General features: G+C 44.5%; 21 protein-coding genes. 8 read left to right on the top strand and 13 right to left on the bottom strand.

Annotation, left to right across the window (positions count from 1 at the left end; translation table 11 throughout):
* Positions 1-1,020 carry an AraC family transcriptional regulator ligand-binding domain-containing protein gene (locus ACWYU8_RS01385; RefSeq protein ID WP_457516478.1) on the bottom strand — a complete coding sequence of 340 codons (1,020 nt, stop codon included), beginning with the start codon at positions 1,018-1,020 and terminating at the stop codon, positions 1-3.
* A 10-nt stretch (positions 1,021-1,030) separates the two neighbouring features.
* Positions 1,031-1,975 (bottom strand): hypothetical protein, encoded by a 945-nt coding sequence (locus tag ACWYU8_RS01380; protein ID WP_457516477.1) that lies wholly within the window; start codon positions 1,973-1,975, stop codon positions 1,031-1,033.
* Between the two features lie 273 nt (positions 1,976-2,248).
* Here ACWYU8_RS01380 and ACWYU8_RS01375 point away from each other — a divergent pair, with 273 nt between their 5' ends.
* A complete protein-coding gene (locus ACWYU8_RS01375; protein ID WP_457516475.1) occupies positions 2,249-4,360 on the top strand; it encodes a phytase in 2,112 nt (703 codons plus the stop codon).
* A gap of 109 nt (positions 4,361-4,469) precedes the next feature.
* On the opposite strand, the gene ACWYU8_RS01370 is transcribed toward ACWYU8_RS01375, so the two are convergent.
* Entirely contained in the window at positions 4,470-5,498 is a 1,029-nt protein-coding gene (locus ACWYU8_RS01370; RefSeq protein WP_457516473.1) for an AraC family transcriptional regulator, read from the bottom strand.
* Between the two features lie 187 nt (positions 5,499-5,685).
* Here ACWYU8_RS01370 and ACWYU8_RS01365 point away from each other — a divergent pair, with 187 nt between their 5' ends.
* Both ACWYU8_RS01365 and ACWYU8_RS01360 read left to right on the top strand, forming a co-directional pair.
* The gene (locus ACWYU8_RS01365) at positions 5,686-7,188 is read left to right on the top strand and encodes a flavin-containing monooxygenase (RefSeq protein ID WP_457516472.1); all 1,503 of its coding nucleotides are present in this window, start codon (positions 5,686-5,688) and stop codon (positions 7,186-7,188) included.
* A gap of 31 nt (positions 7,189-7,219) precedes the next feature.
* Positions 7,220-8,023, top strand: coding sequence for an alpha/beta hydrolase (locus ACWYU8_RS01360; RefSeq protein WP_457516470.1), 804 nt, complete (start codon positions 7,220-7,222; stop codon positions 8,021-8,023).
* Between the two features lie 74 nt (positions 8,024-8,097).
* Here ACWYU8_RS01360 and ACWYU8_RS01355 read toward each other — a convergent pair whose 3' ends face one another.
* From ACWYU8_RS01355 to ACWYU8_RS01340, 4 genes are all read right to left on the bottom strand, one after another.
* Positions 8,098-8,520: an Hsp20/alpha crystallin family protein gene (locus ACWYU8_RS01355; protein ID WP_457516469.1), complete on the bottom strand. Its 423-nt coding sequence runs from the start codon at positions 8,518-8,520 to the stop codon at positions 8,098-8,100.
* 318 nt (positions 8,521-8,838) lie between these two features.
* Positions 8,839-9,588, bottom strand: a complete 750-nt coding sequence (locus tag ACWYU8_RS01350) for a class II aldolase/adducin family protein (RefSeq protein ID WP_457516467.1) — start codon at positions 9,586-9,588, stop codon at positions 8,839-8,841.
* A 12-nt stretch (positions 9,589-9,600) separates the two neighbouring features.
* A complete protein-coding gene (locus ACWYU8_RS01345) occupies positions 9,601-10,203 on the bottom strand; it encodes an HD domain-containing protein (RefSeq protein WP_457516465.1) in 603 nt (200 codons plus the stop codon).
* 201 nt (positions 10,204-10,404) lie between these two features.
* A complete protein-coding gene (locus tag ACWYU8_RS01340) occupies positions 10,405-11,310 on the bottom strand; it encodes a DMT family transporter (RefSeq protein ID WP_457516464.1) in 906 nt (301 codons plus the stop codon).
* A gap of 98 nt (positions 11,311-11,408) precedes the next feature.
* On the opposite strand from ACWYU8_RS01340, the gene ACWYU8_RS01335 reads away from it, so the two are divergent.
* Positions 11,409-12,197 carry an AraC family transcriptional regulator gene (locus tag ACWYU8_RS01335; RefSeq protein ID WP_457516462.1) on the top strand — a complete coding sequence of 263 codons (789 nt, stop codon included), beginning with the start codon at positions 11,409-11,411 and terminating at the stop codon, positions 12,195-12,197.
* A 236-nt stretch (positions 12,198-12,433) separates the two neighbouring features.
* A complete protein-coding gene (locus ACWYU8_RS01330; RefSeq protein ID WP_457516690.1) occupies positions 12,434-12,646 on the top strand; it encodes a cold-shock protein in 213 nt (70 codons plus the stop codon).
* A 98-nt stretch (positions 12,647-12,744) separates the two neighbouring features.
* Here ACWYU8_RS01330 and ACWYU8_RS01325 read toward each other — a convergent pair whose 3' ends face one another.
* Complete coding sequence (locus ACWYU8_RS01325; protein WP_457516460.1) at positions 12,745-13,278, bottom strand: hypothetical protein; 534 nt, start codon at positions 13,276-13,278, stop codon at positions 12,745-12,747.
* A 390-nt stretch (positions 13,279-13,668) separates the two neighbouring features.
* Between ACWYU8_RS01325 and ACWYU8_RS01320 the strand changes: the two genes are divergently transcribed.
* Positions 13,669-14,211, top strand: a complete 543-nt coding sequence (locus tag ACWYU8_RS01320; protein ID WP_457516458.1) for an isochorismatase family protein — start codon at positions 13,669-13,671, stop codon at positions 14,209-14,211.
* Between the two features lie 33 nt (positions 14,212-14,244).
* Here ACWYU8_RS01320 and ACWYU8_RS01315 read toward each other — a convergent pair whose 3' ends face one another.
* The 4 genes from ACWYU8_RS01315 to ACWYU8_RS01300 all read right to left on the bottom strand — a co-directional run bounded on the left by ACWYU8_RS01315 (position 14,245) and on the right by ACWYU8_RS01300 (position 19,777).
* Positions 14,245-15,141: a 1-aminocyclopropane-1-carboxylate deaminase/D-cysteine desulfhydrase gene (locus ACWYU8_RS01315; RefSeq protein WP_457516456.1), complete on the bottom strand. Its 897-nt coding sequence runs from the start codon at positions 15,139-15,141 to the stop codon at positions 14,245-14,247.
* A gap of 136 nt (positions 15,142-15,277) precedes the next feature.
* Positions 15,278-16,558, bottom strand: a complete 1,281-nt coding sequence (locus ACWYU8_RS01310) for a sensor histidine kinase (RefSeq protein ID WP_457516455.1) — start codon at positions 16,556-16,558, stop codon at positions 15,278-15,280.
* Positions 16,555-17,232, bottom strand: coding sequence for a response regulator transcription factor (locus tag ACWYU8_RS01305; RefSeq protein ID WP_457516452.1), 678 nt, complete (start codon positions 17,230-17,232; stop codon positions 16,555-16,557). The genes ACWYU8_RS01310 and ACWYU8_RS01305 overlap by 4 nt, the downstream gene beginning before the upstream one ends.
* A gap of 208 nt (positions 17,233-17,440) precedes the next feature.
* A complete protein-coding gene (locus ACWYU8_RS01300) occupies positions 17,441-19,777 on the bottom strand; it encodes a YgiQ family radical SAM protein (protein ID WP_457516451.1) in 2,337 nt (778 codons plus the stop codon).
* Between the two features lie 379 nt (positions 19,778-20,156).
* Between ACWYU8_RS01300 and ACWYU8_RS01295 the strand changes: the two genes are divergently transcribed.
* A complete protein-coding gene (locus ACWYU8_RS01295; protein WP_457516449.1) occupies positions 20,157-20,840 on the top strand; it encodes a hypothetical protein in 684 nt (227 codons plus the stop codon).
* A 98-nt stretch (positions 20,841-20,938) separates the two neighbouring features.
* Complete coding sequence (locus ACWYU8_RS01290; protein ID WP_457516447.1) at positions 20,939-21,139, top strand: DUF4250 domain-containing protein; 201 nt, start codon at positions 20,939-20,941, stop codon at positions 21,137-21,139.
* Between the two features lie 35 nt (positions 21,140-21,174).
* Here ACWYU8_RS01290 and ACWYU8_RS01285 read toward each other — a convergent pair whose 3' ends face one another.
* Positions 21,175-22,086 carry a LysR substrate-binding domain-containing protein gene (locus tag ACWYU8_RS01285; protein ID WP_457516446.1) on the bottom strand — a complete coding sequence of 304 codons (912 nt, stop codon included), beginning with the start codon at positions 22,084-22,086 and terminating at the stop codon, positions 21,175-21,177.
* Positions 22,087-22,160: the final 74 nt, after the last annotated feature.

The following is a 22,160-nucleotide window of genomic DNA, read 5'->3' as shown; positions in this document are numbered from 1 at the left end:
TCAGCTTGAACTCCACCTTCTGACTGCTCGTCGATAGTTACTGACATCGAAAAAGTTCATTTTGTGTGCAATCTGGACATCATCCAACTGATGAATATCTTGTAGGTAAAGGGCGTTCTGACGATTAATATCGTTGAGAAGTGAACGATAAGTGCTGTTGTGATTTTTAAGTCGCCTTTTCAGTGTCGCTGGGCTCATATTCATCACTTCAGATAGATCATTGAGTGACGGAACCTGTTGTTGATTTTGACGAAATTGCTCACGGATATAACTCAGCAAGCCACAAGGTCGCAGAGATGTGGTTTGTTGAGCGACCTTGTAGAGTGTTGAAGATCGCTCCGATATGGTTAACTCCAGACATTCATTAGGAAGGTGGATTGAAGGCATTGACTGCCTAAAGTCGACTATGCCCCAGTAAACATCATATTGCTCCTGCCACGATGGTTTGTTCCAGTCTACTTTTACAGACCAAGGGAGCTTTTCATTCGCGCGCCAATTGGTGGCAGAAATAATGGAAGTAAAGACATACTCTATTAACCACCGACGGTAGACAATACGCGCCCCGCTACTTAATGAATTCGCTTCACCAAAAGGATCCTCTTCAAACAAGTAGATACCCGTATCATCTCGCCGCTCGCGGAGTTTGACTAAGGGAAAATAAACCTCAGAATAAGCCACGAAATTCCCAAGTAATTCTCTGACTGTCCTAGCATGAACGATAAGGTGACTCGAATCTGAAAAAGCACCGGGAATAAGCTGTTTGCCAAACAGAAAACTCAATTCAGGAAACTGCTCCAGTTTAGCTACATTATGAATCAGGCGAGCAAGTTGGGAAGGACTCACCATTAAGTCACACTCAATCAAGTCTTCGTAAAATATGCCTGTATTTCGTAGCGCGTAGTGCATATTGACACCTCTGTTGTTGAGTAAATCAAGCAACAAAGCGATGTGGTGTCTTGCTGGCACTACTTTTTCATTCCGCTCAGACCAATGTGGTACGAGAGCATGACTTCCTTTCACGCTGATACCTTTAGAAGCTTTGTATAAATGGTTTCAGAGAGTCATCAATCAGTTTCTGAGCTGACTGTGGTGTATGAGCACGCTTCTGGCTTTGTGTCAGGCTGAATTGCCATTCAAGTTCAACAAAATCACCTGAATCCAGATAGAAAACAAAATTATTTAGTAACTTTTCCAGGTGACGTGCGAATTGTGAAGCCTCTTTGTCATCACCATTTTCCATCAGAATCAGGTAACGGTGTGCGGCGCAGTGACACACTAAATCGCAACTTCGGGCTGTGATAAATAAAAGCTCTGAAATTGAAATATGTAGCCTGTTTACTTCCGTAGGGGACAAGGAATGAACAAACTGTCGCTCATTGATTAAATTAATCACCAACAGAAAAGTAGGCTCGTTGAGCTTGGGAGCAAGCTTTGTACCCATCAGTGCCCGATGAAGGTAGCTGACATCTGGGAGGCGATAGTTCTCTGCATGAATCGGCGTTCTTGGATTCAGTTTGCGTCGTTGAGAAATGTAATTATTGATGACCAAAAGCTCTTTCCGCCATTGCCAAAACGCATACGTCACCATGCCTAAGCCAATCAGCATGCACTCCATGATGTTGCCGACAATCGTGTAAGACTCAAGCTTAATAAATTCGTCGATAAGATCTTGAGATAAAGACAGCAGGATACAAATGAAACCAAGAGAAAAATAGTTGGTAATCTTTCCTGGAGTGCGGGTTGAGAGGATAACCAGTACCCAGACTAACACCATTATGGCCGAAGAACCCTCCCCGATAATATCTAACCAGTCCAGTTGCTCTCGTTGTTTTACATAGCCATTTAGGTAGTTAAAAGCAAAGAGAACAGACAGAGAAATGACAAGTATCACCAGCCAAAATCGGTGACAGCGTAGTCCGTAAAAGATGTCGAAGACTCGATAGTTAAATTGGGTAATTAGGTTTTTTATTTTCATCTGGGAGTGTATAAGGCTGGTAAATGCTCTTTTGAAGCGTGGAGATTGATAAAAGTCCGAAAAGCTCAGGCAACGTATGTTGTCATATCAATGTGACAATTTATCGATAGACGTGATAAGACATTACGTAGATTTATCCTTAGTCCGAAAAGCTCATTAAGTCAGTTTTTGTTTTCTAAATCATTGATATTAATTTGTAATTTAGTTTTTTGTCATAAATCCTTCACCCGGTGTACCTAGATTCTCTCCTGACTTAAATACATGGAGAGAAAAATGCGTCGTTCAATACTTAGTTCAATCATCGTTGCTGCGCTTTTGAGTGGCTGTGATTTGGAAGATACCGAAACCGTTTATGTAGAAGCGCAAAGTGCCAGCACAGTAGAAGCAGAATTGCTCGAGACTTCGGTAACGACAGATACTAGCTACGATGACATCGGCGACTCAGCCTACTGGATCAATAGTGACAACCGTGAAAACAGCTTATTGTTTGTCACACTGGAAGGGGAGGGGCTGGCTGTATATAACCCGTCAGGTATTCAGTTAGCAAAGCTTGAAGGGCAAGAAATTACTGGGGCGGATATCCGCTACGATATCAGTGCTTCTGGCGGTGAATCGGTGGATGTACTCGCACTGGCACAACCGGATGACAACAGTTTTGGCTTCTATTCTATCGGTTATGACAATGGCGTGGTATTGGAAAAAATTGGAACGCTCGCGACAAACTATGCAGCAGAAGGTGTTTGTCTGCAGAAAAATACAACCAATGGAGCGCTGTTGTTAACGGGCGTAACCGAAGAAGGCGTTGCACTGCAGTACAAATTGAAATACGAAAATGGCGAAATAAAAAGTATTCTGACCGATGATGCAGGTGCGCCTATCGCAGTTCGCGAGCTAGAGGTGGGTGGAGAATTAAGTGCTTGTATTGTTGATGATGAAACCGCCACGTTATATGTTGCCGAGCAAGATGTTGGTATTTGGGCGTATGGTGCGGATCCTGAAGACATCAACTCCCGACGTCTGGTCGATGGTATTGAGCCTCTGGGTAACCTGCAAGAAATAGAAGCTTTAGACCTTCTGTACATGGCTGACGGTAATGGTTATTTGATTGTCGGTGATGAAGGCAAAGGAATGATGCTGTATCGACGCGATGACTGGCAACTTGCTGCAAATATTCATCTAGACGGCGTAGATGAGATTAAATCGCTAAGTGTTGCAGATGATGGTATTTGGGTAGCGAATTCAGAAACCAATGAGCCGGTTTATCAGCAGTTGAGCTACGAAACGCTGAATCAAGCAAGCTCAATGAGCGATACTCAAATTTCTCAGGTACTGAGTCCTGAAAACCTAAGTTCGACTGGTATTGCACTGGTTAAAGTGATTGGAGAAACCGATCCTGTCGATGACGATGACGATGGCGATGCGGCGGACGATCCTGCGTTTTGGCTCAATGAAAGTTCACCGGAAAACAGCCTGATTATTGCGACCAATAAGCAGGGTGGTTTAATGGCTTACGACCTGAATGGCGCGGAACTTCAATATCTCAATGAAGGGGAGCCAAACAATGTCGATATTATCCAGTCAGTCATTGATACAAACGGGAACAGCTTTGCATTGGCAGCAGCGAGTAATCGTGAATTTAACACCATCGCGCTGTATAGAATCCAAGAGGCGAAGGAAAGTCAGAACCCGATTGTTGAGCTGGACGCCGTGGGTGAGAATGCGCATGAAGAAGTGGCTCAGTTAAAATCTGAACTCAACGAAGTGTATGGTTTGTGTACCTATCAATCTTCTGACGGTACACCCTATATCTTTATCAACGGCAAGAGCGGAGATATTGAACAATGGCGCTTAACGGTTCAACAATCAGGTATTGAAGGCAGTATCGTTCGTCGCCTTAAAGTGGATAGTCAACCAGAAGGCTGTGTTGTTGACGATGCAACGGCAACCTTGTATGTCGGAGAAGAAGATGTCGGTGTCTGGAAGTTCTCAGCGGATGAGTCAGCATCAACTGATGGCGAGATGATCATTGCAGTAGATGGAGAGCAACTTGTTGCCGACGCTGAAGGTATCACTATTTACAATAACGGCACGGTTAACTATCTGATTGTTTCTAGTCAGGGCAATCACACTTACGCGGTATACAACATTGATGAATCTTATCAATATGTTGGTAGTTTCGCGCTGGTGGCAGATGATGAAAATGGTTTGGATGGTGCGAGCGAAACGGATGGGATTCACGCAGTTTCAAACTCGGTAGGAGATCTATTCCCTCACGGATTTTTCATTGCTCAGGATGGCTTTAACGTAAATGCTGGTTATGAGTATGATAATCAGAACTTTAAGATCGCTGATTGGAATGATATCGACGCAGCATTTGCTGAATAATCTTCCACACATCCATTAAAACAAACGGTAAGAGACACGGTTTTCTTACCGTTTGGACGCAGTGGGTTACTTTTTAAATTTTATGTGTAATCGCTGCTTTTACTTTTCTTTATCTGACAGTGATATCTTTCAGCAGCTGTGTTCGGTAAGTTCTCGGAGTAACGCCGAACCAAACTCGGCAGGCACGATTAAAGGTGGCTTGTTCAGAATATCCCAATAGTCCACTTATTTGGCTCAACTTGAGGTTTGGATCTTTCAAGTACTTTGTCACAATAACTTGTCTCTCGTTCATTAAGATTTGCTCGTAGGTTGTGTTCTCCTGAGCGAGTTTCCGTTGCAGGGTTCTTTTGTGCATAGAGAGGTGTGAGGCGATGGCTTCGGTGCTGCAATGACCAGTAGGAAGCAGGCCTCGAATTAACCTTCTTACATCATCAGAAACGGAACTGGCGAAGGGAATGGGTTGTGAATCCAGGTAGTGTCTAGCCAATTTGCAGGTTTGCTCATCTTCGCTGGATAGCGGAGTGACGAACACAGATTCTGGAAGGACAAATCCACACCAGTTCTGATTGAACTCGATCGGGCAACCAAATACTTTTTGATACGCTGCCTCATCTCCCAGTTGCGGGTGCATAAAGTGCGCAGAGATGGGTTTAAAATCGTTGCCACATAATAACTTCATCACTTGCATTGCATTCGCCAACCCAAGCTCATAACACTGTACTGAGTAATCGATACCACGGCCTTCTACGCTGTATTCCAGTCTTATTGTTCTTACTTGTCCCTTTGTCTGAACGATGTGCTTGGTCGTTAACGCGGAACAATGCAGGTGTAAGTAACTGGATATATTTTCCAGTGCGTCACCAACGGTAGCTGAGCTGCGTGCAATCACCGAAATTGGGCCAAGTATGCCCATACCTTGATAGTCGGCGAGCCGCAGCCCAAAGTCAGGGCATTCGAGAGACGTTACCGTGTCTTCCAGCAAGGCAATCATATTACGAAAGATCAGAAAGGAATCGTCACCCCGTTTATCTGCACTAGGGATGTGATATTTCGAGAGTAAAGCGTGTGGATCTCCACCCAAAGATTGCGTCAGATTGTCGTACCCACGAAGGTTTGTCGCTCTAATTAAAATATGCACTATGACTCCTTTGTCTTAATTCGTCCATCATATCGCTGTAACAGTTCAGTAAAATAAACGGAATTAACATTCTAGTAACATTGTCGTGTTTAATCAAAAAATAGTCGTCATTCATCAATATTGTTTTCTGTCCTTTCTGAAATATTTAGCAATGTTTAGTCAATAATAACGACAAAAGGAAAACGCTATGACCGCTGCACACTACGACACTATCATCATCGGGGCTGGCCTTTCAGGGATTGGAACAGCTTGCCACCTAACGTCAGAACATCCTGATAAAACGCTTGCCATAATTGAACGTAGAGCACGAATGGGCGGCACCTGGGACCTATTTCGCTACCCGGGGATTCGTTCTGATTCAGATATGACGAGCTTCGGATTTGATTTTAAACCTTGGTATTCCGATAAAGTTTTAGCTGAAGGCAAAAGTATCAGGGAATACGTTGTCGAAACGGCGCAAGAGTTTGGCTTTGAAGATAAAGTGCAATATGGATTGGTTATCACCAGCGCAGACTGGTCTGATGCCAAGCAGCGTTGGACAGTGATTGCTACCGAAGAGTCGACTGGTGAAGAGAAAACATTCACTTGTGCCTTTTTAGTCAATTGTGCTGGCTACTACAATTTTGATAAAGGATATCGACCTCACTTTGAAGGGGAAGAATCGTTTAAAGGCGATATTGTTCATCCTCAGTTTTGGCCAGAGGAATTGGATTATTCAGGTAAGAAAGTCGTGGTGATTGGCAGCGGTGCGACAGCGATTACTCTCCTTCCTAGCATGGCGAAAAATGCTGCTGGGGTTACGATGCTTCAACGCTCGCCAAGCTACATCATGTCGGTTCCAAACACAGATAAAGTTTCGATATTTCTCAATCGATTCCTTCCAAAAAAATGGGTTTTTAACCTAATTAGAAAACGCAATATTTTGATGCAGCGAGGAATGTATCTGGCATGTAGGAAATGGCCAAGCAGGATGCGCAAGGTCTTGTTGTCTCATGTACGTAAGCAACTCGGCCCTGATTTTGATATGACCCATTTCACTCCAAATTACAATCCGTGGGAGCAACGCTTGTGTGCAGCTCCGGATGGTGACTTTTTCAAAACGTTACGTTCAGGTAAAGCTGATATTGTGACTAATCATGTCGATCACTTTACGGAAAAAGGCATCATGCTGAAATCAGGGCAGCATCTGGATGCTGACCTGATTGTTACTGCGACGGGATTAGACGTACAGTTAATGGGAGGGATGGAGTTCCTGTTAAATAGTGAGCCAATCAACGTTCCAGATAGAATGATTTATAAAGGGATCATGATTGAAGGGGTGCCAAATTACGGCTGGATTTTCGGTTATACCAATGCGCCGTGGACGCTAAAAGCAGATATCGGTGGTCGTTATTTATGTAACTTATTCACACATATGGATCAGAATGGGTATAAGGAAGTCCGAGCAGTGGATACTGATGGTTCAAGCACGGGTATCAGCATGTTGGATGGTTTTGCTCCCGGGTACATGGAGCGAGCAAAAGAAAGAATGCCGAGACAGGGTAAAGATGGACCTTGGGTTGTCACTATGCACTACGGTAAAGACAAGAAAGCGTTGACTGAAGATCCGATAGAAGATGGTGTTCTGCAGTTTTCTCTTGCTGCAAACCAACAGAGAACGATGGTTCAGGATGTTGAAGCGACAGCATAACGCGACTTTGCCATAAGTTAAGGACTTGAATATGAACATACCTGATAGCACCAAGCCAGCTGTGGTACTTATCCCTGGGATGTGGAGTACGGGGGACACCTTATCAGAAGTAAAGCAAGCTTTTGAATCACATGGGTATAAGGTGGAGTCTCTTTGTCTTCCTGAACACAAGAAGAAGATCGAATACGATCAAGCGGATAAAAGCCGACTTGCAAAGACTTCTTTGCAAGACTATGTGGATTTTATCGTTGCCAAAGTGGCGGCGTATGATGTTGCTCCTATTTTAGTTGGGCACTCAATGGGTGGTTTATTAGCACAGTTAGTGGCGGCCAGAGCGCCAGTCAGTAAGTTAGTGCTTCTCTCATCAGCCGCTCCTGGCGGAATTAATGGCTGGAGCTGGTCGGTTATTCGCACGTTTGGACGTAACTTATTGATATTTCCACTTTGGCGCAAAGTTACGGCGGTTGGCGAGCGTAATGTTCGGTATGGTATTGCTAACTCGCAAAGTGCCAGTGTTCAGGCGCAGATTATGGAGAATATGACCTACGAATCGGGCATGGCAACGTTTCAGATTGGCGTAGGTGGTTTTTTCAAAAGCGGTTTTTCTCGGGTTGATGCTCAGCAGGTTAAATGCCCTATTCTCGTAATTGGAGGTACGGAAGATCGTATTACTCCGATAAAAATACAACGTGCTATTGCAATAAAATATGGGGAGCAGGCGAATTTGGTTGAATTGCCAGGTGCATGTCACTGGACAATAGGGGGAAGCACTTTGCCCCGAGTCACAGCGGTGATCTTTGACTGGCTTAATGATCAAATGAAGATCGCAGCGTAGAGACGCGTTTCGATATTGAACCGTGCGTGTAAAAATGCCCTCCAAGATTCGGAGGGCATTATGTTTACGCTTAGCTAGCGAATCGGAATATGATGTTCTTCTTCGCTGCGGCCAGCTAATTTAGGTACCACGACAGTCAAAACACCGTCGGCAAAATCAGCGCTAATTTCTTCGACATTGATGTTGTTACCGAGCGTAAAACTTCGAGACATTTTGCCACTGTAGCGTTCACTGTGGACTACCTTACCTTCTTTTTCTGTCTCTTTTTTAGTTTCGATACTTGCTTCTATGGATAACACACCTTGCTGGCAACTAAGTTTGATATCTTCTTTTTTCACTCCCGGCAAATCGGCAGTGACTTCGAAGGCTTGGTCTTTTTCGACGATATCTACTCGTGGAGAAAAAGTACCTTCCTCGAATCGTGTCCGCAATGCAGGAAATGAATTGTCAAAGAACCGGGATAAATCTGCCCAGCTATCACGAGGAACCAAGCTCATAAGTACCTCCTAATTCACTCTTTCCTAACATCAATATAAGTGTAATTCGGGTGTGAAAAATTTCAGGAAAAATTACGGTTCTGTTTGATAAAAATCAAATATCCGGAGGGGTATTATTAGGTAGTAAAAAAGAGGCTCTACGATTTTATATCAGACTAAGTTGTGGTTTGATTTCACGTGTTCCTTATCGAGAAGTCACGTGGTTCGTCTGCTCAGTCAGTTTGTTAAGCGCTACATTTTGCGTCAACACAGTCACTGTATACACAAATTTAAGCGCCCACTAAGGTGGTGATAGGGCGCTTTAGTTGATTTGCGAGCCTAGTCTTTATAACGCGGGTCGATGCGATCGAGTTTACGCAGTAATGCGGGCCATACGATTGAACCATCGACGCCTTGTGTTTTTACTGCCTCTGTTATTGAGCTGACAATCTTAGGCTCTATATGAATGAGCTTGCTTCCTCCGGATTGCGCCGCTAGCTGAATTTGGCAGGTGGTTTCCAGAGCATACATGGACAAAAAGGCATCAGCCACTGTTTTACCTACAGTTAACAAGCCGTGATTACGTAATATCAGGAAGTTGGCATCTCCTAAATCTCGTTGTAAACGCGGTTGTTCATCTTCTCTAACTGCCACCCCTTCATAATCATGATAAGCCAAAGAAGAGAGAACATAGGTCGATTGCTGACTTATGGGTAGAATCCCTTCTTTCTGTGTACTGACTGCGACACCTGCTCGAGTATGAGTGTGGATGATACAGCCAACGTCGTGACGAACCTCATGTATGCAGCTGTGAATGATAAATCCAGCGTGGTTGACTGAATGCGGGGTGTCTTGCAGTATGTTACCGTTTTGGTCGATTTTGATGAGATCAGAAGCGGTGATTTCATCAAACATCATTCCGTAAGGGTTGATAAGAAAGTGATTTTCAGCCCCCGGAATTCTTACACTGATATGGGTAAAGATTAAGTCGTCCCAGCCAAATTCAGCAACTAATCTATAGCAGGCCGCCAACTCAACTCGCAATTGCCACTCTTGTTCTGAAACTTGATTTCTAATCGATGAGTTCATAATACTTCTCTGTTATGCCGTGGTGAGTTTGTCTTGTGCCTGCTTGTAGATTGAACGAACTGGTTGTGCGAACACTTTACGGATCATTGGCTCAAAGAATTCCAACGGTAGGGTATCTAATTGAGGATCGAATGCAGGCGCATCATATTGGCTGACAAACTCGACAGTACGTTCGTAGCAGGGATGATCGATGTAAGTTTTGTGCATATCCCGATCCATATTCAAATGATGGAAGAAATAGTACCCTTGGAAGATGCCATGATGTTTGATCATCCAGTGATTTTCTTCGCTCACAAATGGCTCAAGAATCGTTGCGGCAATGTCCGGATGGTTGTAAGAGCCTAGCGTATCGCCAATATCATGCAAAAGAGCGCAAACCACATATTCGTCGTCCTTGCCGTCTCGATGCGCTAGCGTTGCACATTGTAAGCTGTGCGTGAGTCGATCGACCGGGAAACCACCGAAATCGCCATCAAGCAGCTGTAGGTGCTTGATGATTCTATCCGGTAACTCCGCTGCATAGCCGATAAAATGATGAGCGATGATCTGCCAATCCTGTGCAGTACCATCTTCCATATGAGTAAAACTTGCTAACGTTGCGTCATGTTTCTTCATTCTTTCGTCCTACTTGTGGATTCAGGAATAATAAAAACACACTTAATGTAATTTAAATGTTAATTAAGTTACATTTGATTAACTGTTTTCATGGCTGATTAGCTCAACTCATTTCCCGGTTACGAGATGTGATGGTTTGAACGTGAAGAGTTTGCCTTCTCTTGCTCTTGCACGGTGACTTAAACGCCGGTCATTTGTCTGTTAAGCTGCAGCTGAGGGTAGTTTTTGGGGGAGATTGTGGCCCTTTTTACGTACTCTTATTTGCGAAAGAATAACGCCCGAGACAACAAACATACCACCAATAATGTGGTAGAGGTGGATCTGTTCGCCCAGTAGCGTTGATGCCAATAAAACAGAAACGACTGGCAACAGGTTCATAAACATTGCGCTGGAATCGGCTCCGATCAGATCGATTGCTTTTACCCACATGAACGGCGCGAAAATCGACGCAGCAATACCGGCGTAAGCAATGAGTGGTAGTGCCTCTTGGCTTGGTAAAAGTTGCTCACTCGTCAGCCATAATGGCACCAGCATGGCTACAGAAAAGAAACCTTGCATGTAAACCAGTGTGAGGCTGTTGAATGGCATCTTCCAGCGTTTTAACAGTACGCAGTAAGCAGCGTAAACTAACGCCGCGAGTAGCATTAAGCTGTCACCTTGAGTGATATCCTGATGTAAGAAGTAGGCGACATCTCCCTGACCAAGCATATAGGCCAACCCGAACAATGAAATCAAGCCACCAACAATACTCAATTTAGAAATCGATTTACCAAGCAAAGGGACACTTAAAAACACGCTGATCAGAGGTACCAACGAAGTAATCAGTGCCATATTGGAAACAGAAGTCGTTAACCCTGCGTAGTAACCCAGAGATTGGTTTAAAACCATGCCAAGCAGAGCAAGACAAGCCAGTTTTGGCAAATAAGGTCGAATTAAGTGTCGTTGCTTAATCACAGCGGGCAGACAAAACGGGGTCAGGATCAGCATGGCGACGAGCCAGCGGTAGAAACTCATGGCACTTGGTTCAATTGTGCTAGAGGCCATTTTGTTGACGATAGCATTTCCGCCCCAAATCATGACAGTAAAAAACGGAAGTAAATAAACCATGTGAACCCTATCGCGCGCTAACTGATGATGATAGTCTGGCAGGTCTTTATAATGAAAAGTATCTTTAAAAAGACATAGTGAGCGATAGGAAGACAATTTTGAAAAAGAGTTCTCGAAACCTTCATCCATCATTATCAATCGACCGAGCACCATCCGATGTGTTTATGAATTTCGAAGCGTTTTTGTCCAATACCGAAACTCGAATTCATAGCCATCCCTGGGGACAAGTGCAATTGATCAGCGGCGGCATTTTGGAAATGGATGCAGAAGATACTCGATTTTTAGCACCACCACATTTGGCTATCTGGGTGCCAGCGGGTATACGCCATACCAGCTATAACCGTAAACCGATCGAATACTGTTCGCTAAATATTTCTCCCGACTTAACGGAACATTTCCCAACCAAAACGAGTTTAATTAAGGTCACGCCGATTATTGCTGCCATTATTGAGGACTTTCGTCAGCGTGACATCAATGTAGCGAAAAGCGATGAAGACAAGCGTTTGGTAAAAGTCCTGCTTGATCAACTGGCAAAGCAAGAAGTAGAGCATCATTTCTTACCTACGACAGACAACAAATATTTACAACCTATCCTGAAAGCGGTTGAAGAATCACCAACGGACGATGTCAGCTTGGCTGAATGGGCTGCAAAAGTGCATACCACAGAGAGAACATTGGCGCGTCATTGCCAGAGTGAGTTGGGGATGAGTTTTACCGAATGGCGTTTACGCGTACGGTATTTGCACTCCATGGAGTTGCTGCGCAAGGGGCAAACGGTAAAAGAAGTTGCTCTTACCTTAGGTTACAATCAAGCCAGTCCTTTCATTGCAATGTTTAAAAAATATTCTGGTATGACACCTGAGCAGTACAAGAACCGCTTGTTGTAAGTGTGACAGAAGCCCAGAGGTGATCTTCTACATGACTAATTTCACGACAACTTGCCAAATTTATTCAGTAAATTGCTTGCCAATTGTCCATATTGAGCTAATGGTTACATATAGTTTTATTTCGACTTAATCAATTGGCTTAGTTTTGAGTCAATGAGTCAATATGAAATTTAAACAAAGCGGCTCTTGTAATGGTGATAGCAAGGAACGTCATTCATAGTTCACCAAATATGAAGATTGAGAATATGAGTACAGGAATAGTTAAGTGGTTCAATGGAGATAAAGGGTTTGGGTTCATTACGCCGGATGATGGGAGCAAAGATTTGTTCGTTCATCACTCGGAAATAAAGATGAATGGATATAAATCGTTGAGTGATGGTCAGAAAGTAGAATTTGAAGTAGGGCAAGGTCAAAAAGGTCCGTGTGCAACGAACGTTAAGCCTCTATAAACAAAACGCTGATACGTAATTCATTGATTAAGCAGACTCACTAAATTTCGCATTGAGTCTGCTTTATTTCATTGCGAGTATCGGATTGATATAAAGCTTTACGGTCTGGCTCCGACTGGAATCATAATATGCGCATACGGTGTGCCTTTCCACATCACATAAGGGCCACCATACTTAGGATCGGTCGGCAATGAGTCGAGTAACGCTTGATCTGGAGTGATGATCATCAAATGCGGGCCTTCGACTATCCACTGATTATCATCGGTTTTGCCTTCTGCATAAGGGTCGGTATTACTTGCGCCGCCATCACCCGCTAACATATAAGAAATACCCAACGCTTTAGCCTGGAAAGGCTTCTTATTCATCCAGGCATCAGCCCACTCCATCCAAGGCCCATCCATACACATTGGAGCAACACCGTTTAACTGAGGTGGCGTTGGGAAACAAGTATATTGACTGGAGCCTTCTTGCAGAACATTGTTGTTCCAGTCCATCACCGTCACTTTATCTCGAATGGTTGGAGGAGCAGCACTCAAAGCGTCTGCCAATAAAGCTTGTGAATCATCTGCTGCGAATACACCAAAAGAGCAGCTTACGGAAATAAGAGTTGAAATATAAAAAGCTGACTTCATGTTTTATTACCTCAATTTAATACAACTGAGAATTAGAGTGATTTAATTATAGATTAATATTAGATATTGGTAATTTAATTTAGACGCACATTTATAAGTAACCAGTTTATTATGTTTATTTAAGTATTGTTAATTTATACATGTGAAACTTCGAATAAATAGATGCTGTTATGAGATGTTTATTAATTTTAATTATTCGAGTATAACCGTGATTATTATTGGTTAGCTTTGCACTAAAAATCAGTAACTCATTTAGCTAAAGTCTGAATCAAAATAGTGTGATCGAGCCTCAGTTTTGCATCTCGACCACTCCAATCAAAGCGAGTATTGAGCCATTATCGATATTCAGCCAGTTTCATTTGAGAACGACCACCAAGCAAAGGAGAGAGGATGTTATCGAGAGCTAATACGGGTTTGATCGTCGTCGATGTGCAGGGCAAACTCGCGACATTAATGCATGAAAGTGACACGCTCATTGACAATATCACTAAGCTGGTCAAAGGTGCGAAAGCGTTGAATTTACCTGTTCTGTGGGTGGAACAAAACCCAGAGAGACTAGGGGCGACATCCGAACCCATCCGACAAGTGTTGGAGAAAGATACTTTGCCAATTACCAAATACACATTTGATGGTTGTAAAGAGGAAAGGTTTAAACTGGCGGTGGAAAACGCGAAAGTCGACACTTGGTTAGTCTGTGGAATCGAGACACATATCTGCGTTTACCAAACCGCACTCTCTTTGCGCCAATTGGGGTATCGAGTTGAACTGGTGACGGACTGCGTTTCTTCTCGCAATGCCGCGAACAAAGCGCTTGCTTTAGCAAAATTAACTGCCAATGGTGTGGTTCTGACCGGTTTGGAAATGTGCTTGTACGAAATGGTGGAAGACTGCCGAGCACCAGAATTTAAGGATATTCTGGCGCTGATTAAATAGTTCCCACAAGTTAAATAGTTATACAAGTCCGCGTTAGTCAAATTCTCGCTGATATCTTGGCAGCATCGATTCGTTGCCAAGTAACCCTCCTTGATGGATATAGATCAGTGTCTTATCTTGATTCTCTTGTAACCAATGAGCCAAACACTGCCACATGTACGGATCGTAAAGGAGATCAAACTCCTGGTCCGTTTGCTCGTACAAGGTTTTCCAGGTCTCATAATCCTCTTTATACAGACGACCGAAATGGTGCTTATCACGCACTGACAAAATCGTAGGATGACTTGACTCCTCAAGTATATTGAATTGCTCAATTAAGTAGTTTCTATCTCCTACACAGGGACAGGTCAGCACTTCAATTCCATGTGGACTCAAATGTTTGTGCAGATACAACGCTGTTGTACCGGTGCCTGAAGGGAGGGCAACAGTGAACCGCTTTTTAGCACTAAAACGAGTCCAGTAAAGAATCTCCCGCGCGAGTTGTTTTACTCCACCTTCCGCGATCTGAGTTCTTCCTCCTTCAGGAATAAAAAGCGTCTTGTTGTCCAAACCACGGACTTCAGTAATGTATTGGCTAGGGTGAAGATTACTGCCGACGTCATGCATTGCGGTTATTCGCATGCCCAAATCCACCGCACCTCGATAGTTACCGATTGGCGTATCTTTTAACCATGAAGGGATATGGTTGACATAAAACTCGAAGGTCCAACCTTTAATTTTTGCGAGAGCAGCCAGAGAGTACATGGCATTGGACTGAGCCGAACCGTAACTGACAAGCGTAGTAATGTCCGGGTTTTGTTCTTCAAGAAGCATCATGAATTTACGCGCTTTATTCCCGGAAAAGTGGGAGTGAAGCAAGTCATCTCGCTTGAGAAAGAATTTGTGACCATTAAAGCTGTGTTGCGTGATTGGGCTTTCTGAGAGTTTCATGCTGATTGTGACAAAGTAAACTGTGTCACCTTGGTCATTAAAAAGGTGGCACAGTTTACCGTCTTAGTATGGAGAACAAAAGTAGGGGGGACGTAAAAGAACCCTATTTATATACGGTTACTTTATTCGTCGTATTTTATTCATCAATATGTTCAGTTGCTAAATTGATGATGGCCTCACACCCCCCGGAAGGATGTGTATCTATCGTAAATTGCCAGCCATAGCGTCGACATAAATCATCTACGATCATGAGCCCTAAACCGTGACCGTCAGCATCTGGAACAGAAGAAAAACCTTCCCCTTCATCCCGCACTGACAAACAAGAATCGGTCATCTGAATGTGGATTTTGCCTTTTGAAGTAGCGGCAATGCTATTCCGAATCAGATTACTTAAAACGATATTAAGTACGGCTGTGGTCGCTTTCGTAATTGGATTTCCAGAGATCTTTACATCAAATTCAACGGACTTTTCATCTGCTTGTGCCTGACTTAGAGAAACGATGCGGTTTAACTCTTGATCCGATATTTTACGTACCGGGCTGTCGTCCGAATTCCTCTCATAGCGGACTAAGCCGAGAAGAGCATCGACCATGGTCGACATTTGCTGTGTCGCATCTTGGATACGGCTGATCTGACGCTCTTGAAATGGCGTGCTAGAGTTGCGGGCTAATAAGCTGCTAGAGCCTTTCATCACCGTCAACGGGGTTCTGAGTTCGTGGCTTGCATAGCGTGCAAATGCTTGCTCTCGCTTAATGACCTGATTGATCTCATGCCTATACTCATTGAGCTGAGCGGCCAGCGTTTCGAACTCTTTCGCCGAACCTTGTGGCACAATGAATTTCTTCGTCGTATCACCCTGATGCTCATCAAGCTGAGCTTTCAATGTGTTAATCGGTTCAATCAAACGCTGCGACAATCGAAGTAACAAACTGCCGAATACAAACATCAAAACGAGAACGACCGCCAGCACGAGTCCGATAACATAAAAAAACTCGCTCCATGAGATCTCGATTTCGTCGATTAGAGAAAGCAGAATGATAGGATGTTCGACACCAGCATTCGTATAGGTGCTCATGTAAATCATGCGAGTGTTCGGATCTTCGCCGACTTCACCCAGAAAATAGTGCTTATCTTGCAAGTAAGGACGATAAGACTCGGGAAGCAGGTCAATGTCATTGTATGCTGTCGTCAAAAGATCCAGCTTTACAATGCCCTCTGTAGGGGATCTTTTAAAGAACTCGATGGCCTCTTTCGTGTCGATCATAATTCGGCGCTCACCGACACGATCTTCTGACCATAACAGTGAGCCACTAACAAGAGCAAAGCAGAGCACGCCAATCACAATAGAGACCAACAAGAAAAACAGTTCGAGCCGACCAGTCATACTTTTCGTATTACCCAGTAAGCGACGAATCATGCCCCTGGCTCCAAACGGAACCCGACTTTAGGAATGGTTTTGAGCAGATGTTCCTGAAACGGTTTATCTAGTTGCCCACGAAGCTGGTAGATGTGACTTCGAAGTACGTCGTTATTTGGCTCGTTTTCTTGCCATAAACGATATGCGATGTCTTCTCTGGTCACGATGTCTGGTGCACTTTGCACAAGCATTTCGAGAATCGTGTAGGTGGTGGGATTAAGAGCTAATAGCTTGCCCTTACGATAAGCCTGATGTGTCTTTTGGTCGATGGTGACTTCACCATATTTGAGCTGACTAGATGCAACCGTACCGCGATAACGTTTGATCAGTGCAGTCATGCGCGCTTCTAGAATATCAAGGTCAAATGGTTTGGTCAGATAGTCATCTGCGCCGTGGGAAAATCCTTTCAGCATGTCGTCGCGGCTATCGAGTGCGGTCAGCATTAATACCGGAGTATTGTTTCCTGCATCTCGTAACTTGTTACACAGCGTTAATCCATCCATCCGCGGCAGCATCAGATCGAGCAAAATAATATCGAACGAATTACCCAGAGCAAGCTTGAGGCCCAGTTCACCGTTGTCAGCGTAATCGAGCTGCATTCCGGCACACTCGAAATAATCGAACAACATTCCCGCTATTTCTCGATTATCTTCCACTAAAAGTACACGTTTCATTCATTCTTATCCCATCTCGGCAATTTCAATCGTTGCCCTCAACCAACATTATTCACGATAGGCGTGAAAAAGTTGTCAATGTAAGCCTACGCGTCTCTATGTATTTGCAAGTATAAGTTACTGATTGAAAGCGTAACACGCAAAACAAAAGGGCTCCAGAATTGCTTCCGGAGCCCTTGAATAACGTTAGAACTTAAATCGTTATGGATTATCCGCGTTTAGGTTTACGTTGACCAGCTGGTTTGCCCTGAACTTGTGGGCGACCTGCACCCTGAGGCTTGCCACTGTTTGGACGGTTTGAGTTCGAACCGTTTGCACGCTGGCCAGTATTACCACGACCTTGACCACCTTGTGCTTTACCTGAACCATTACGGTTACCTGAAGGTTTTCCGTCGCGGGAACCGCCTTCAGAGCGTTTCTCAAGGTGTCCACCAAAACCAGGTTGGTTCTTGGTATGTTTAGTCGCAAAGCGATTCGCTCCGTGACGGCCTGATTTGCGGCGTTGGGCCGGTGTTTGTGTATCGACATCTTCAGCCGGAACCAAACAGGTTGGTTTATCTCCGATCAGATGCTTTTTACCCATATTGATTAACGCTTCACGGATCATCGGCCAGTTAGCCGGATCATGGTAACGCAGTAGTGCTTTATGCAGACGACGCTGGCGTTCACCTTTAGCGACAGGAACGTCTTCACGCTGCTTGTATTTCACACGTTTCAGAGGGTTAGTCTCTGAGTAGTACATCGAGGTCGCGTTACACATCGGTGATGGGTAGAAGTTCTGAACCTGATCACACTCGAAGTCGTTCTTCTTCAGCCAAAGTGCAAGATTCAGCATGTCTTCATCTTCGGTGCCCGGGTGAGCAGAAATAAAGTAAGGAATCAGATACTGTTTCTTACCCGCTTCTGCGCTGTATTTTTCGAACATCTCTTTAAAGCGATCATACGTGCCCATGCCTGGCTTCATCATCAGATCCAGTGGGCCTTTCTCTGTGTGCTCAGGTGCAATCTTCAAGTAACCACCAACGTGGTGAGTAACCAGCTCTTTCACGTATTCCGGTGATTCAATCGCAAGATCGTAACGTACGCCCGAAGCCACCATTACCTTTTTCACGCCTTCCACTTTACGTGCTTCGCGGTATAGGTCGATGGTGTGTTTGTGGTCCGTGTTCAGCTTGTGACAGATCCCCGGGAACACACAAGACGGACGACGACAGTTCGCTTCTGCTTTTGGATCTTTACATCCCAAGCGGTACATGTTCGCAGTTGGACCACCAAGATCAGAGATAGTGCCGGTAAAGCCCGGAACTTTGTCGCGAATTTCTTCAATCTCGTTGATGATCGACTCTTTAGAACGGTTTTGAATGATTCGGCCTTCGTGCTCGGTAATTGAACAGAAAGAACAGCCACCAAAACAGCCGCGCATGATATTGACCGAAGTTTTAATCATCTCATACGCAGGGATCTTCGCTTTACCATACATCGGGTGAGGCACTCGCGCATAAGGTAAACCGAAGACAAAATCCATCTCTTCAGTTGCCAGCGGAATCGGAGCCTGGTTGACCCAAAGTTCACGGTCACCATGGCGCTGAATCAGTGCACGCCCAGAATAGGGGTTGGTTTCTAAGTGCATTACGCGGCTTGCATGCGCATACAGAATACGGTCGTTATTGAGTTTCTCGAAGTGAGGTAAACGTACCGCTGTAGTTTTAGCATCATGACGCGATGGACGAATAGTGATCGGCTGCGCCGCAGCTGGTTCGTCTTTCTTGGTTTCACACTGCGTTTCTACCTCGTAAGGGTTCTTAGGTACGAAGGCTTCTTTACGAGGCTTTTCAATACGAGAAGAATCGATAATGGTGTAGTTTTCTGGCTCTGCTGGCAGGTTTACCGCAGTACCACGAATGTTCGTCATGGTCGAAATGTCTTCGCCATCAGCTAAGCGGTGTGCAACTTCGACCAGAGCACGCTCTGCGTTACCAAATAACAGAATGTCTGCTTTCGCATCAAACAGTACCGAGCGACGCACTTTATCAGACCAGTAGTCGTAGTGAGCAACACGACGTAAGCTGGCTTCAATACCACCCAGTACGATAGGAACATCTTTATAGGCTTCACGACAACGCTGCGAATAAACCAGTGTAGCGCGGTCAGGGCGCTTTCCACCTTCGTTGTTAGGTGTGTATGCGTCATCATGACGAAGCTTCTTATCCGCAGTGTAACGGTTGATCATGGAGTCCATGTTACCTGCAGTGATCCCGAAGAACAGATTTGGTTTACCAAGCTGCATGAACGCGTCTTTGTTTTGCCATTCTGGTTGAGCAATGATACCGACTCGGAAACCTTGAGCTTCCAGCAGACGGCCAATGATAGCCATACCAAAGCTCGGGTGATCCACATAGGCATCACCTGTAACAATGATAATGTCACAGCTATCCCATCCTAAGGCGTCCATTTCTTTGCGGTTGGTCGGCAAGAAAGGTGCCGTACCAAAACACTCGGCCCAGTATTTTTTGTACTCATGAATAGGAGTGATGTTATTGGTCATATTTTGCTCTCTGTTCCAGGGAGCGCGAATTATAGCGATTTGAGGATCAGGTATCTATACCAAACTTGCTTATTCAAGCTTAGTTCATCGACTTTTATTTAGATTGTAAAAATGCCTATGAATTATCGATGGTTTTTTATCTGATATCACCATGAACTCCTTATGGTTATTGAGCTTGTGGTCACTATCACTTGCAATATTGTTAAAACTAATACGCAACTTGATTAATACTTGGTGGTGAAGTGGTGGCCGGAACTAAGCGAGTGTATCGAAATATCTGGCATCATGTCAGGGTAAAAGCTAGATAGTCTTAAGGTGGTCTGGGGATGTGTGATTTGATATTATCGCCATCCCAAACGACTTAGAGCTTGCATTCACTATGATTCAACAATTGCTGGTTACTTTCCCACCAATGTTATTTGGCGCACAGGCGCTACTGACTTTGCTTCTGATTAAGGGTGATATCTGTCCGGGGCAGCGAGGTCGTCTTCACAAAATGTTACCTGCTATTGGGGTCATGTGGCTGGCGGTGGCATCACTTCGTATTGAAGCCTTTATGGTGGTGTTTGCCATTTTTTACTTTTACTCTCAGGTTCAAACCAAAAAAACGCGTGAGAAAGGACCGCTGTGGGTACTCCATTTAGCCAATGGTTTGGCGTTTGCGTATGTGGCGATTCAAGTCTTTGAACAATCTCACTGGCCAGCAGCGGCTGCCATGACGGTAATGATCTTCTTTTTGGGAGCTTCGTTCTCTCAATTGCTTCTTACGATTGCACGCAGTCGTTTACAAGCCTTTCACCGAATTTTGCCCGTGACTGGTATTGTGTCTGGCATGCTGTTGGTGATAGCGACACTGTTTTCGTCTTACCAGTTGGATGAGGCGGCATTAAATACGGTAACTCAGCCTATTCTCATTGCCTTGGTGACGTTGATCTCTTCAATTGTGGTGTGGTGTTGGCATATCTTTACTCATAAAGCACCAGAGAAAGTGCAGCTAAGCATCGCATTCGTGCTCGCTATTGCATCCATGACCAGTCTGCAAAGTTTATTTACTCTCGTCTAGTATCGCGCAAATGAGCTCACGATATGAAGTGAGCTCACTTTAAATTCGCCAGATTATGTCTACGCTGTATATATACGTTGTCGAAGAGGAGTGTCGCGATGGATTTAAGCAAAGTAGGTAATCTGGATAGCATTATTTTGTTAGGCATCGTCAACGAAAAACTACGCTTAGAGTGTGACAGTTTTGACGAGTTGGTCTCGACCTATGAAATGGATACAGAGTCGGTAGTAGGCAAGCTCGATGTGCTTGGCTACCAATACGACCCTCTCACCAATCAATTTAAATCTTACGAACGCTAGAGTTCGTTACGCAAATTTGCAATTTCCACGAAGCGTTAAGCCATCTTGATCCCGTCAAGGTGGCTTTTGCATTGCTGTTTTGCCGTGGCAAAGAAGGCTTGTAAATAACGCTTATCTTTCTCCGAGTTGCGAACAGCCGCAAACAGGCGACGCCATAATCCTTTGCCAAAAGGCTTACTGTTGATCAACCCCTGACGTGAAAATTCCGAAATAGCCCAGTTTGGTAGCGCTGCAACGCCTAATCCCGCCGAGACCATTTGCACCAGCATCAATGTATTGTCCGCTTGTTTCCATTTTGCGGGCTCTACGCCAGCTGGCTGTAAGAAGTGTTTTACCACATCTAATCTCTGCTTCTGCACAGGATAAGACAGCATGGTTTGATCGGCCAGATTGAGTGGCTCGATGATCGCTTTGTCAGCCAGTGGATGGCTGGTGGAAGTGATCAGGCGCATTTCAAAATCAAACAGGGGCTCATAATGTACTTCCGAACGTGGCTGAATATCGGATGTGATGACAAGGTCAAGTTCCCCGGCGAGAAGGGCTGGTAGAGGTTCGAATCCAAAACCAGAGGAGAAGTCCAGTGTCACGCTTGGCCACGCCACCTGGTATTCTCTTAATGCCGGCATTAGCCATTGGAAGCAGGAATGGCACTCAATCGCCATGTGCAGTCGGCCATTAACGTCTTCTTTTAAACTAGCCAGTTCATTCTCTGCTCTTGCCAGTTTCGGCAAAATCTCTTCTGCCAGGCGCAGCAGAATCTCACCTTCAGAAGTGAACTTTACCGGACGGGTTTTTCTGAGGAATAGCTGTCCACCAATCCGAGATTCGAGATCTTTTATTTGGTGCGAAAGAGCAGATTGAGTCAAATGCAATGCGGTTGCGGTTGCCGTCAATGAGCCTGTATCTCGAAGCGAGGTAATGGTACGCAAATGTTTTAGCTCTATCATGAATCTCTTTCATCCTTTCTTGCTCGCCATGAACTTTACTAACTTACCCATAAAAAGCAGATATGTAAACGTCT

This window comes from Vibrio limimangrovi (assembly GCF_054064025.1).
This window is presented reverse-complemented; position numbering and strand designations above follow the sequence as displayed.